Annotated in this window: 14 protein-coding genes; all 14 read right to left on the reverse strand. The window is 70.9% G+C overall.

Going from position 1 to position 12,872, the window contains the following annotated elements; translation table 11 throughout:
• Positions 1–46 precede the first annotated feature (46 nt).
• Entirely contained in the window at positions 47–520 is a 474-nt protein-coding gene (locus ACFXIV_RS12485; protein WP_379399736.1) for a DUF1772 domain-containing protein, read from the reverse strand.
• 155 nt (positions 521–675) lie between these two features.
• A complete protein-coding gene (locus tag ACFXIV_RS12490; protein WP_379399735.1) occupies positions 676–1,083 on the reverse strand; it encodes a hypothetical protein in 408 nt (135 codons plus the stop codon).
• Positions 1,073–2,038 carry an NADP-dependent oxidoreductase gene (locus ACFXIV_RS12495; RefSeq protein WP_379399734.1) on the reverse strand — a complete coding sequence of 322 codons (966 nt, stop codon included), beginning with the start codon at positions 2,036–2,038 and terminating at the stop codon, positions 1,073–1,075. Before ACFXIV_RS12495 ends, ACFXIV_RS12490 begins: the two co-directional genes overlap by 11 nt.
• Positions 2,035–2,742: a bifunctional 2-polyprenyl-6-hydroxyphenol methylase/3-demethylubiquinol 3-O-methyltransferase UbiG gene (gene ubiG / locus ACFXIV_RS12500; protein WP_379399733.1), complete on the reverse strand. Its 708-nt coding sequence runs from the start codon at positions 2,740–2,742 to the stop codon at positions 2,035–2,037. The genes ACFXIV_RS12495 and ubiG overlap by 4 nt, the downstream gene beginning before the upstream one ends.
• Before the next feature lies 1 nt (position 2,743).
• On the reverse strand, positions 2,744–3,967 hold the full coding sequence (locus ACFXIV_RS12505; protein ID WP_379399732.1) for an FAD-dependent oxidoreductase: 1,224 nt from the start codon (positions 3,965–3,967) through the stop codon (positions 2,744–2,746).
• Entirely contained in the window at positions 3,964–4,503 is a 540-nt protein-coding gene (locus tag ACFXIV_RS12510) for an ester cyclase (RefSeq protein ID WP_379399731.1), read from the reverse strand. Before ACFXIV_RS12510 ends, ACFXIV_RS12505 begins: the two co-directional genes overlap by 4 nt.
• Positions 4,490–5,620, reverse strand: coding sequence for a 3-oxoacyl-[acyl-carrier-protein] synthase III C-terminal domain-containing protein (locus ACFXIV_RS12515; protein ID WP_379399730.1), 1,131 nt, complete (start codon positions 5,618–5,620; stop codon positions 4,490–4,492). The genes ACFXIV_RS12510 and ACFXIV_RS12515 overlap by 14 nt, the downstream gene beginning before the upstream one ends.
• Before the next feature lie 13 nt (positions 5,621–5,633).
• Entirely contained in the window at positions 5,634–8,039 is a 2,406-nt protein-coding gene (locus tag ACFXIV_RS12520) for a beta-ketoacyl synthase N-terminal-like domain-containing protein (protein ID WP_379399729.1), read from the reverse strand.
• Positions 8,040–8,057: 18 nt separating this feature from the next.
• Complete coding sequence (locus ACFXIV_RS12525) at positions 8,058–9,332, reverse strand: beta-ketoacyl-[acyl-carrier-protein] synthase family protein (protein ID WP_379399728.1); 1,275 nt, start codon at positions 9,330–9,332, stop codon at positions 8,058–8,060.
• Positions 9,329–9,826: a 3-hydroxyacyl-ACP dehydratase FabZ family protein gene (locus ACFXIV_RS12530; protein ID WP_379399727.1), complete on the reverse strand. Its 498-nt coding sequence runs from the start codon at positions 9,824–9,826 to the stop codon at positions 9,329–9,331. Before ACFXIV_RS12530 ends, ACFXIV_RS12525 begins: the two co-directional genes overlap by 4 nt.
• Entirely contained in the window at positions 9,823–11,127 is a 1,305-nt protein-coding gene (locus ACFXIV_RS12535; protein ID WP_379399726.1) for a beta-ketoacyl-[acyl-carrier-protein] synthase family protein, read from the reverse strand. The genes ACFXIV_RS12530 and ACFXIV_RS12535 overlap by 4 nt, the downstream gene beginning before the upstream one ends.
• Positions 11,127–11,576, reverse strand: a complete 450-nt coding sequence (locus tag ACFXIV_RS12540) for a hypothetical protein (protein WP_354840748.1) — start codon at positions 11,574–11,576, stop codon at positions 11,127–11,129. The genes ACFXIV_RS12535 and ACFXIV_RS12540 overlap by 1 nt, the downstream gene beginning before the upstream one ends.
• Positions 11,577–11,597: 21 nt before the next feature.
• Complete coding sequence (locus ACFXIV_RS12545; protein ID WP_379399725.1) at positions 11,598–12,377, reverse strand: SDR family NAD(P)-dependent oxidoreductase; 780 nt, start codon at positions 12,375–12,377, stop codon at positions 11,598–11,600.
• Positions 12,377–12,802 (reverse strand): acyl carrier protein, encoded by a 426-nt coding sequence (locus ACFXIV_RS12550; protein ID WP_379399724.1) that lies wholly within the window; start codon positions 12,800–12,802, stop codon positions 12,377–12,379. The genes ACFXIV_RS12545 and ACFXIV_RS12550 overlap by 1 nt, the downstream gene beginning before the upstream one ends.
• Positions 12,803–12,872: the final 70 nt, after the last annotated feature.

The following is a 12,872-nucleotide window of genomic DNA, read 5'->3' on the forward strand; positions in this document are numbered from 1 at the left end:
TCGTCACGCGCGAACGCGCGGGCGGGTTATGGTGCGGCGCACTCGATTACACCGAGAGCGCCGCGAGAAATAGTGCGACCAGGGCGATTCCCTGCAGGATCACGCGGACCACGATGACGCTGTCCCAGGTGCGCTGCATGTCCCGGACGTCGACCGGCACCCGGTCGGCCAGCACCGCGGCGGTGAGTTCCTTGTTGACCGGAGCGCTGACCCGCGCGTAGATGCCGAGCCAGATGGCCAGGGCCAGCACTGCCGCCGCTGTGAGAATGCCCGCGGCCGCCTTCCCGTCCAGGAAGGCGGCCCCGGCGGCGACGACCGCCGCGACCACGCCGACGGCGCCGGGAATCGGCATGCGCTTGTCGGCGACCTCGTGAATGCGTCCGGTGGCGGCCGTCAGCGCGCGGTCGTCGATGCGAGCCAGCGCCGTGCGCAACACCAGGGCGCAGAAAAAATCCGTCCCGTAGACCACAGCCGTCGTCATGATCGAAATTCCGATGGCGGACAGTAAGAAATAATTCATGGGAAGAATCCTCGGCGTAGTTATCGTCGCAAGGTGTCGTGAATAGTATGTTGCACCTTGCAGCACAACAGGTTTCACCGAACTGTGATTGTCACGATGTCCAGTTCCTGCCCGGTGTGGGCTGTGATCCGATATAAGCGGACTTGGTCAGGTATTTACTCGCGCAAGGCCGCGGCCACCATAATTCCGCCCGCCAATCCGGCCGCGGTGAGCAACTCCCAGGTGTCCGGAGGGCCGGTGAGGCCGAGGCGGGCGCGCTTGTTGAGCGTCACTGTCGCATCCACCAGTTCGAGCGCGACACCCAGGACGAACCAGTGCCGCACCGGATGTCCGCGCCGCAGCGACCAGAGGGTGCCGAGCCCGATCACCACGTCCCGGGTGCCGAACGCGCGGGTCGGCAGCGAGGAGGCGTCCTCGTCGTACTCACCGGACCAGGACTTCGCGACGGCCGCGGGCGCGGTGAGCATGCCGGTGCCGATGGCGATGCGGGCCAGTGCCTGGGACCACGCCGCCTGCCGCACCATCGCCTGGGTGCGTCGGACGAGCATCGAATTACCGTTCATCGTAGAGTCTTTCCTCCGCACAGGCGGCCACGTCCACGGCGACCACCACTTTTCCGCGGGCATGCCCGCCCTGACTGAGCAAGTGCGCCTGCGCGGCGTCGGGCAGCGGGTAGACCGCGCCGACCGGCACCCGGAACACGCCCTTGCCCGCGAGCGCGGCCACCACCGCCAGATCCCCGGTGTCGGGTCGCGTGAACACGTACGCGCCGCCGAGTTCGCGGGCCTTGGGATCGACCACCGAGGCGAACCGGCCGTGCGGCGCGAGCAGCGGCAGCACCGTGCGCTGTATGCGCTTGCCGACCGCGTCGAGCAGCACATCGACCCCGGCCGGCGCGAGCGTGCGCACCGAATCAGCCAGTCCCACAGCGTAATTCACCGGCTCCGCGCCCAGTTCGCGCAGGAAGGCGTGATTGCGGTCGCTGGCCGTGCCGATCACGCGTGCGCCCAGGTGCACCGCCAGCTGCACCGCGACACTGCCGACGCCGCCCGCCGCGCCGTGCACCAGCACCGTCTCGCCGCGTCGCACATCCAGCATCCGCACCAGTGCCTGGTAGGAGGTGAGCGCGGCCAGCGGCATGGCGGCGGCCTCGGCCCAGCCCAGATTCGGCGGCTTGAGCGCGAGCGCTCGCACCGGGGCGGGCATGACCTCGGCGAAGGCGCCCCGGCTCAGATAGTCCTCGCGGACACAGCCGACGACCTCGTCGCCCACGGCGAATTCGGTGACGCCGATCCCGATTTCGCGCACCACCCCGGATACGTCGGCACCGGGGACGATCGGGAACACGGTGTCGGCGAAGGGATCCAGATAGCCCTCGCGCGCCTTCCAGTCGATCGGGTTGACCGAGGCGGCCTTGACGTCGAGCAGCACCCCGTCGAGCGCCATCTTGGGCACCGGCAGTTCGCCGTATTCGAGGACCGACGCGTCGCCGTAGCGCCGGTAGAAGACCGCCTTCACGACCGCACCGCCGCGCCGATGTAGGTGGAGGACAGGTCCGGGGTGGTGAACATGAGCAGGTTGCCGTCGCGTCGCTTGCCGAGAATGGTCAGCCCGCGCTGCTTCGCCAGCGGTGTCAGGCCCGCCGCGTCGAGGTGGCGGCGCAGCTCCGCGGGCTTGATGAACTGGTGGTGATGGTGGGTGCCGCGGGCCACCATGCCGGTGAGGTACTCGGGGATCCAGATCATGACGATCCGGGCCATGAGCGTGCGATTGATGGTGTCGTAGCAGAAGATTCCGCCGGGGCGCAGCACGCGGGCGATCTCACGGACCGCCAGCGCCGGATCGTCGACGTGCTCGAGCACGTCGACACAGGTGACGACGTCGAAGGCGGCGTCGGGGTACGGCAGCTTCTCGGCCCGCCCGACCGCGTACTCGATGGCCTTGCCGGTCGCCTCGGCGTGCGCGCGGGCGGCGGCGACCAGGCGGGCGGACGGGTCCATCCCACTGACCACGGCCCCGCGCCCGGCGAGGAACTCGGTGGTGAAGCCACCGCCGCAGCCGACGTCGAGAACCTTCTTGCCCGACCAGTCCTTCACGAATCGGTCGAAGTACTCGAAGCGCGGGCGCTGGAAGGAGGTGAGGCCCTTCATGGCGGAATCGTCGTCCCACCAGGATTCGGCGAAGTCGCCGAAGAAGTCGCTCTCCGTCTGGGATTGCTTCATGTCATGCTCCGTCTGTCTGAAAACTCTTGTCCGGCAGGGGTTTCGCTGGTGTGCGCCAGCGGGTGGCGTAGGCGATCTGGTCGCGCTCGGCGATCCGGAACACCAGCCGCGGCCACACCGCGCGCATGCCGAGTTCCCGCAGCCGAATGAGCAGGGGGTTCTCCAGCGCGCCCAGTCGGCCGATGCGGTGGGCGACCTGCTGCAGACCGGCCGTGCGGGCGCGGCGCTGTTTCTCATAGCGGCGCAATGCGTTCACGGGATCGGTGGTGTCCAGTTCCTCGGCGAGCACCAGCGCGTCCTCGAGCGCCTGGCACGCACCCTGGCCGATATTGAAGGTGATCGGGTGGGCGGCGTCGCCGAGCAGGCTGACCCGGCCGGACCCCCAGCGCCGGTCCGGCGGCCGGTCCAGCACATCACTGCGGATGATGGCCTCCGGCGGCGTGGCTTCCAGGATGTCCGCGATCGGCGGCATCCAGCCGCGATGACGCTCGAGCAGCATCGCCCGGACGTCGCCCGTATCGCGGCCGCCGGGTGCGCCGTTGGCGACGCTCATCCAGTGCACGACGCCGGGTGCGACGTCGTAGAAGGTGAAGCGGGTACCGGGACCGAACAGGGCGTAGAAGGTGCCCGGCGGGATCTTCTCGTGTCGCAGTTCGGCTTTGCCGCGCCAGGCGATGTAGCCGGTGTAGCGCGGCGGGCGCTCGCCGAGCAGTCCGGGGCGCACCGCGCCGTTGATGCCGTCCGCGCCGATGAGGACGTCGCCGCGCACCCGCTCACCGTCGGACAGTTCCACGGTGACGCCGGCGTCGTCCTGCTCGAAGCCGGCAACTCCGGCGCCCGTGCGAATCTCGGTGCCGCCCGGATACGCCGACACCGCCGCGCTGAGCACCCGATGCAGCACCGAGCGTTCGACCGCGATGGTCGGAGCGCCGTACCGGTCGGCGAAGTCGCCGACCGGCCATGCGCCGAAAAGGTCACCGCGCCAGGTGCCGAAGTGGGTGATGTGCTGGATCGGCGCGGTTTCCAGCACCTCGTCGAGTACGCCCAGCCGTTGCAGCGCGATGGTGCCATTGGTCCAGATGTGCAGTCCGGCACCGCCATCGCGCAGTTCGGTGGCCCGCTCGAACACCCGCACGCGGATGCCGCGCTCCCGCAGGGCGAGTGCGGCGGCCAGGCCGCCGATGCCGCCGCCGGAGATGAGGACGGTGAGCGGTTGGGCCGTCACGGCTGTTCCGTCGCGGTCAGCGCGGTGGCGGCCGCCGCCAGATCCGCGAGATCCATCCCGCCGCCGCGGCGGCGGCCCTTGCGGGCCAACGCGCCGGACATCAGCCAGCCCAGGCCCAGTGCCTCCAGCATGGAGGACTCGACGCCGATGCCCCAGCGCTCGGCGATCAGGCCGTTCGCCAGCCGCCACACCACCACACCGTGGAATTCGATCCCTTCCCCGGTGGGGTCCATTCCCAGGAACTCACCGGTGAAGGTGCCGCGCCAGGTGTTGTGGATGACCACATGGTCGGCGTGCGCACTGAGCGCTTCGATGGTGACGTGCAGGTCCGGAAAGCCTTGGCGCAGACCGGCGATGGTGTACTTGACGCCCTCGGTGCCCTCCGGCGCGCCGGGCAGGGGCTGGTGATCGACCATGTCCGGCGCGTAGATCTCGTCGACCACGGAAAAGTCGCCCGCGTTGACGAACTCGTCGAACACACGCCGGATGATGCGGGCATTGTCCTCGGGGGTGAAAACCGGCTCAGGCGTGGACATTCGTGGTCTCCTCACCGGGCGCGGGCGCTTCCCAGCGCAGCGACAGGCCGGCGTACAGGTAGCGGCTGGCCTCCACGGCCAGCAGCAGGACCTGGTCGCCCGGCCGGACGCGGCCCTGCACCCAGCCCTCGTCGAGGGCCAGCGGCACGGCGGCGGAGCCGGTCGCGCCGACGGTGGCGAGGTTCTCCACGATGTTCTTGGCCAGCACCGCCTGGTCCTCGGGAGAGACTCCGGCGGCATCGAACTCGGCGGTGAAGTAGTCGGCATTGCCCTCGGGCAGCACGCAGGCGTCGATCTCGGCCACCGTGAGCCCGGTGCGGGTCAGCATGTCGCGCATGCCCGCCACGAAGACCTTCGGCCCGAAGGTGGCGGTCCCGGAGACATCGAGTTTCATCTCCACCAGGCGCTTGCGTTTGGCCTGATCGGCCACGGGCTCGTGGGTGCCGCCGCCCACGATCTGCATGCCGGGCTTGCGGTCGCCGCCCAAACAGGCGGTGGCGAACTGGAATTCGCCGTTCGGGTCGGCGGTGCCCGGTTCCCCGGCGCGCAGCACGACCGCCCCGGCCCCGTCGCCGAAGGAGTTGATGACCAGCCGGTCACGCATGCGCACCGACTCCGGGTCCATGCCCAGGTACATCGGGGCCAGCAGCGGGGAGATCGCCTCCGCGCCGATCACCACGGCGGTGCGGTAGGTGCCGTCCGCGAGCATGCGCCGCGCGTAGTCCAGTCCCTGCACGAAACCCGTACAGGCGGCCCGGAATTCGATGGACGCGCAGTGCCCCAGGCCCAATTGCTCCTGAACATAGGTGACCACCGCCGGCAGCTGGTATTCGGGGCTGGCCGAGGACACCACCAGCAGGTCCACCTCCGCCGGATCGATGTCCGCGCGGGCGAGGGCGCGTCGTGCGGCGGTGGCGGCCATGGTGTTGGTGCCGGTGCCGTGCTTGCCGGTGGCGGGATCGATCATCCAATGCCGCTGGCGTACTTGGATATTGTCGAGCACCTCGGCGGGCAGGGTGCCGCACAGGCGCTCCAGGGTGGCATTGTCGATCGGGTCGCCGGGCAGGAACGAGCCCGTGGCCAGGATCGAGACGTGACGTGGTTCGGGATTCGGCATGTGGTGTCTCCGTTCACGAGTGGATGGCCGCGGCGGGGTGCCGCAGCGCGAAGCTGGTGTGGGTGCCGCCCAGCGAGGAACCGTTGACCAGCACCGGGCCGTGGTCGCCGCCGCGCTGCCAGGTGGTGATGGCCAGCGCGGCGGCCAGTTGCGCGCCCGCGCCGATGGGATCGCCCAGGACCCGCTTCGGCTCGGGCCGGGCGCAATTCGCGCTGAGACCGAGCCGGTCGATGGCACGCCGCTCCGGGCCGTCCACCACGGGCAGGCCCGCCGCGGCGGTCCAGACGGCGGAGAGGTCGGCGGGGGATACCCCGGCCGCGGCCAGGGCGTCGCGCATGGCCCGTTCCATCCCGCGGCCGCGCGGGTCCCACCGGGCGATGCCCAGGGCATCGGAGGTGGTCGCGTACCCGGCGAGCACCGCGATCGGGGTGACGCCCCGCTGCCGCGCCACCGAGGCCCGCTCCAGCAGCAGGGTGACGCTGCCCTCGGCGAGCCGGAAGCCCCGGCCGTGGCGGCCGGTGAAAAGCCCCGCGCCCCGGTACGCATCGAGGGCGTAGGGGGACAGCTCGTCCGCGCCGGTGCACAGCACGGCGTCCGCGCGTCCGGCGCGCAGCAGGTCGAACGCGGTCCCGAGGGCAGCGGCCCCGGCGGCGTGGCCCGAGGTCAGGGTGGAGGTCGGGCCCTTGGCCCCCAGGGCCATGGCCACCTGTCCGGCGGCGGCATTGAAGACTGTGTTGGGGAAGATGGCGGGGCTGCCCTGGGTGGGTCCGCCGAGCACGGTCGGTTCGAAGAATCGGGAAATGCTGCTCATCGGCCCGATACCGGTGCCGACGACCACACCCACGCCTTCGTGGGCGGTGAGTCCGGCCGCGGCGAGCGCCTGCTGACTGGTCGTGACTGCCAGCTGCCCGAGGCGGTCCATGCGCCGGCGGGCCTTGGCCGGAATATCGGCACCCGGGTCGGTGCCGACGCGGGCGAGCCGTAATCCCTGGTGCGACTCCGTCGTCACGGTGTCACCGGTCCAGGCGTCCCAGAGTTGATCGGCATCGGATGCCCCGCCGATCAGCACGCCGATCCCGGTGACGACGACCTCGTCGGCGGCGACGGGCTCGAGATCGGTGCGGGCGGTACCGGGCCGGCCGTACACCACACAGGCATTGGCTCCGGCGAATGCGAAGTTGTTCGACGCCGCGACCCGCATGGGCAGCGCCCGCGCCTCGGGTGCGGGGTCCAGGCCGCAGCCCGGGTCGGTCTCGGCGAAACCGGCTGTCGGCGGGACCATTTCATCGCGCAGTCCGAGGATGGTCACGACGGCCTCGACCGCCCCGGCCGCACCCAGCAGATGGCCGATCATGGACTTGGTGCTGCTGAGCACCACCGTCGACGCCGCCTCGCCCAGTGCGGCCCGCACCGCATTGCTCTCCGCCGCATCATTTTTCGGCGTGCCGGTGCCGTGGCCGTTGATATAGGGCACGTCCTCGGGCGCGACACCGGCGGCGTCGATGGCCGCGCGAATCGCCCGGGCCGCACCCGCGCCCTGCGGATGCGGGGCCGTGGCGTGGTAGCCGTCGGCCGACATGCCGTAGCCGAGCACCTCGGCGATGATCGGAGCACCGGCCGCCAGCGCCACCTCGGCGGCCGCCAGCACCATCATGCCCGCGCCCGCGCCGAGCGAAAGCCCGTCACGATCACGGGAATACGGCCGGGCCGGGCGCGTGGACAGCGATTCGACGCTGGTGAATCCGTAGTAGGCCATCTCGGTGAGCGCGTCGCTGCCGCCCACCAGCATGGCGTCGGCCCGGCCCGCGCGGATCTGCTCGACCGCGTGCGCCAGCGCGTGCGCGCTGGACGCGCACGCGGTATTCACCGACAGCACAGGACCTTTCAGCCCGAACGCCGCGCTGAGCGCCTCCGCGCAGAACTGTGGAGGCACCAGCAGCAGATGCCGGTCGTCGCCGAGACCCAGCCCGTCCGCGTCGACCGTCCGCCCGGCGTCGACCGCGCGGCGCACCGCCTTCTCGGCACTGCGGATTCCGCTGTTGCAGCTGCCGAACGCCACCCCCCACCGGTGCGCGGGCAGGGCGTCCGGTCGTGGTGGCGCGCCGTCCTCGAGCACGCCCAGACCCGCGCCCGCCATGGCCTCCTCGGCCGCGATGAGCGCGTAGTCGACGGCGGGTTCCGGGTCGGTGAGACCCAGGGGCGTGAGGTAGTCGTATTTGGGGCGCGGCGGGTCGAGGATCTCGCCGCCGATGGCCCCGGCGAGTCCGGGCACCGCGAGCTCGCGCAGCGGCCGGATGGCCACCTCGCCGCGGCGCACCCGCTGCCACAGTTCCTCCGCGCCGACGCCGTGCGCGGTGATCGCGCCGAGCGAGGTGATCACGATGCGCCGGTGCGGCGCGGGATGAGGGGTTTCGTGCATGGCCGAAGTTCCTGTCGGTCAGTTCGATGCGGTGAGGGTGAGCGCCACGGCCTGGCCCTCCAGGCCGCGGGCCAGGGCCAGCGCGACCCGCGGATTCGCCTGGCGCGCGGCGCCGGACACGATGTCGAGATCGCAGCCGGGCGCGGGTGTTTCGTGGTTGCCGGTGGCGGGCACGACGCCGGAGTCCAGGGCCAGTCCCGCGAGTGCGGCATTCAGCGCACCGGCTCCGCCCACCAAGTGACCGGTCTGTGGTTTGACGCTGGTCACCGCGGCCCTGTGGGCTTCGGGACCGAGGGCGGTGCGCAGGGCGCGCACCTCACTGGCATCGCCGAGCGCGGTGGCGCAGCCGTGGGAGAACACGGCGTCCACCGCCGGCGCTCCGGCGTCGGACAGGGCCGTCGAGATGGCGCGGGTCAGTCCCCGTCCGTCCCGATCGGAGGCGGGTACGCGCACACAGTCATTGCCCATGCCGTAGCCTGCGAGCTCGGCATAACAGCGCGCGCCGCGTCGCAGTGCCCGGTCACGCTCTTCGAGGATCAGGATCGCCGCGCCGTCACCGATGACCGAACCGCTGTGTTCCCTGTCGAAGGGGCGAAAAGCCTTGCCGCCCAGATCGTTGCGTGGCGAGAGCACCCCGAGCCCGTCCAGTTTGGCCATGGCCCACCAGTTGGTGGCGTCGTCGTACCCGCCCGCCACCGCGATATCGGCCTCGCCCCGGCGGATCGCCCGCATGGCCCGCCCGATCGCGGTCGCCCCGGAATCGGCCGCGCCCGCATAGAAGGCATTGGGTCCGCGCAGGCCGAACAGCGAGGAGATGTGGTAGGTCCCGCCGTTCTGCAAACCCTCCACGTACGCCAGCGGCGGCACGATCGAGCGGGCCAGCTCCCCGAGCCGCCGCATGTCCGGTCCGCCGTCCGCGCCGCGGATGGCCTCCATATCGGTGATCGAGTCGTCGCGCTGGCAGATGTCCTTGTTCCCACCGAGATACAGGCCGGTGCGGTGGCCGAGGTCGCGTTCCTCGAGTCCCGCGTCCCGCAGCGCGAGGGTGGCCGCCGCGACGCCGTACTGGTCGCCGCGAGTGGAGGTGCGCATGGAGCGCAGCGACAGGAACCGGCTGGGATCGAAGTCGGGGATCTCCGCGCCGAGCCGGGTGCGCAGCGGCGACGGATCGTAGGCGCGCAGGGGGCCGATGGCGGTGCGCCCGGCCACGATCGCCGACCAGGTGTCGTCCGCACCCTCGCCGAGCGCCGTGACCAGACCGATCCCGGTGATCACGACGCGCCGCGCGTTCACGACTTCGCCTCGGCGGTAAGCCCATTCGCTTCCGCGGTGCGCCCGTTCGCTTCCGCGACCGGCCCGCGGACCAGGCGGAGGGTGCGGACGGCCGCGACGGTGGCCTCGCCCACGCGAGCGGTGGCCTTCCACCGGGATTCGGCGGGATCCGCGCCGGCACCGGCCGTTTCGACGGTGATGCGCACCTGGTCACCGGGCGTCACGAAGCGCCGGAAGCGCAGCCCCTCGGCGGCCCGCAGCCGCAGCAGCGGATCACCGGCCGCGAGCACGGCCAGCGCGATCATGCTCTCGGTCAGCAGCACGCCGGGCAGGATGGGGCGGCGCGGGAAATGGGTGTCGAAGAACGGCAGGGTGCCGGTCACGTTCAGCAGGGCCTCGGCGCGAATTCCGGGACTCACCTCCAGGATTCGATCGAATCCCGGGGTGCCGATACCCGCGGCCGGGACTTCGGCGGGCGTCGGGAGTGCGGTGGGCACGGTGTAGGACGCGGTCATGGCAGCTCCTGGGGTCTGCCCACCACGAGGCAGGTATTGGAACCGCCGAACGCGAGGGCATTGATCATGGCCGCGCGCACCGGCATGGAGCGCGCGCGATGGGGGACGTAGTCGAGATCCAGTGCCCGGTCCGGGGTGTCGAGATTCAGGGTGGGCGGAACCACCGAATTCCGGAGCGCGCCCAGCGCCGCCAGCAGATTGAGCGCCGCCGCGGCGGCGGTGAGATGCCCGGTCATGGATTTGGGGGAGGACACCACCAGCCGGTGCGCGTCGTCGCCGAAGACCTTCTTGATCGCCCGGGTCTCGGAGACGTCATTGCCCGGCGTGCTGGTGCCGTGCGCGGCAATGTAGTCGATATCTGCTGTGCCCAAGCCGGATTCGCCGAGCGCGGATTCCATGGCCTCGATCGCGCCCGAGCCGTCCGGTGGCGAGTCGGTGATGCGCCAGGCGTTCATGGTGGACCCGTACCCGAGCAACTCGCCCAGGATCGGCGCACCGCGATCCAGCGCGGACTCGAGATCCTCCAGGACGAAGGCCACCGCGCCCTCGCCGATGACGAACCCGCTGCGGTCGGCGTCGAAGGGCCGGGACGCCTTGGCGGGATTGTCGTTGTAGCGGTCGGTCATCGCGCCCAGCAGACCGAATCCGAGAATGTCGGCCCAGGTGGTGAGCGAGTCGTAGCCGCCCGCCACCATCATGCGGGCATCGCCCTCCTGGATCAGCCGGAACGCCTCGCCGAGGGCGTGCCCGGAGCCGGCGCAGGCGGTGTGGATGCCCACCATGGGCCCGGTCGCGCCGATCATCCGCACCATGGCATTGAGCGCCAGGTTCTGATTCCCGGTCAGGGTCGCCGACGGCGCGGGCCGCACGAAGGCGTCGGGTTGCCCGGTGCGAGCACGCAATTCGGATACCTTCAGCACCAGGTTCAGATCCGGGCGGCCCACGCTCGCGCCCATGGCGACGCCGCGATCCGACGGCGCGTAGGGGGTCTCGGTGAGCGGGTTCAGGTCCGCCGACCGCAGGGCCTCGCCGGTCGCGGCGAGCCCGAACAACCCCGGCCGCGACACCCAGCGCCGGTCGGCGGCTGCCGGGACGGCGGTGGCCGGATCGAAGGAGTCGGGCACCAGGCCGGCGATCCGGACCGGGAAGGTGGTGCAGTCGAAAGTGGTCAATGTCCCGATGGCATTGCGGCCCTCGATCATTCCGGCCCAGGTGGTCGGCGCGTCGACGCCCAGGGGGGTGACCGCTCCCACGCCCGTCACGGCCACCCGCCGCAGTCCCGCCGCGTTCGTGGCGCTCATCAGACCAGCTCCTCGCCGAGCAGCTGGCGCGCCATCCGTTCGGTGTCGACCGGATCGTCGAGCCGATCGGCCTCGATGAGGGCGCACATGATGTTGCGGGCGAACAGGATTCGCTCGCCGTCCACCTCGATCCAGCCGTCCACCACCGCCGCCTCCGGCGTCGCGTGCACCACCTGCGCGGTCATGCGCAGCACGTCACCGGGCACCGCGTCGCGGTACACGGTCACCTCACCCACGGTGAGCAGCGCGGCCCGGCGGGTGTGCGCCGAACTCAGCAGCACCAGCCAGGCGCCGGCCTGGCACAGCGCCTCCAGCGCCAGGCCGAAGGGCAGTACCGGGCCGGCGGCGGAGGGCTGCCAGACGTTCTCGTAGACCGAGGTGAGTTTGCGAGCGGTGATGTGCTGCAACGGTTCCCAGGACTCGATGCGGTCAATGAGATGAAATCGCATGGCAGTCACTCCTTTTCCGATTCAGCGGGAGACCAGGCGGCCATTGCTGAGCTGCACCGCCAGTCCGCCGTCCACGCGCAGCAACTCGCCGGTCACGTAGTCGGCGGCCGGACTCGCCAGGTAGGCCACCGCCTCGGCGACCTGCTGGACGGTCCCGTAGCGGCGCATGGGGACATGGGTGCGCCCGCGCCCGCCGTCGCGCTGCAGCAGGTCACCGATCAGATCGGTCGGGATCACGCCGCCCAGAACGGCATTCACGCGGACCCCGAACCGGGCCATCTCCACCGCGCAGGCCAGTGTGAAGGCGTTCATCGCGCCCTTGGAGGTGGAGTAGTTGGACTGCCCGGTGAGCCCCTTCTCGCCCATGATCGACGACACGTTCACGATCGAGCCCTCGCCCTGGGCCATGAGGTGCCCGGCCGCGGCACGGGTGCAGTTGAACGCGCCACCCAGGTTCACCCGGATGACCTCCCACCACACCTCGGGATCCATGTCGTGCAGCAGGCCGTCGCGGGTGATGCCCGCGTTGTTGACCAGAATGTGCAAGCCGCCCAACTGTTCTCGCGTCTGCTCCACCAGATCGCGGGCCGTGCCGCCGTCGGCGACATCGGCCCCGATGGCGACCGCGCGCCCGCCGGAGCGCTCGATCTCGGCGACCACCTCGAGGGCCTCGTCCTTGTGGGAGCGGTAGTTGACGGCCACGGCCGCGCCGCGACCGGCCAGGGTCAGGGCCACGGCCCGCCCGATGCCCCGGGACGCGCCGGTGACCAGCGCGACCCGGCCGGTGAAGTCGCCGGACATCAGGCGACAGCCTCGGCGTCGGCCGGACCGGCGGCGGCGCGCTGGGCGACCAGGTCCACCAGATTGCGCACGGTGACCAGGCCGAGCACCTGCTCACCGCGCAGTGGGCCGTTCAGCTCGGTCCGATCGAACTGCGGCAGTACCTTTTCCAGGTGTGCGAGGCCGATGTCGGAGACGATCTCGTTCTCGTCACCGAACTCGTCGTCGGGGATGCCGCCCTGCAGCAGCTCCTGGACATCGGCGACGGCGATCTTCACGCCGGTGTCGCGGTGGATGCGGAACAGGATGTCGAGCAGGTCGATGGATTCCGCGCCGAGCTCGTCGATGAGGGTGGCGTCGAGGGTCACCTCGGACTGGTCGATGCCCAGGGCGTCGGCGATCGCGTCGATGACGGCGGGAGCGAAATCGGTGCTGGTTTCGGGCATGGTTATCTCTTCCTTCGTGGTGGGGACACCGTTGGGTCCCCTGGGGCGCGGAACGCCACAGGGGTGGGGA

Origin of the sequence: Nocardia sp. NPDC059236, assembly GCF_042754085.1 — a bacterium.
GTDB lineage: Bacteria > Actinomycetota > Actinomycetes > Mycobacteriales > Mycobacteriaceae > Nocardia.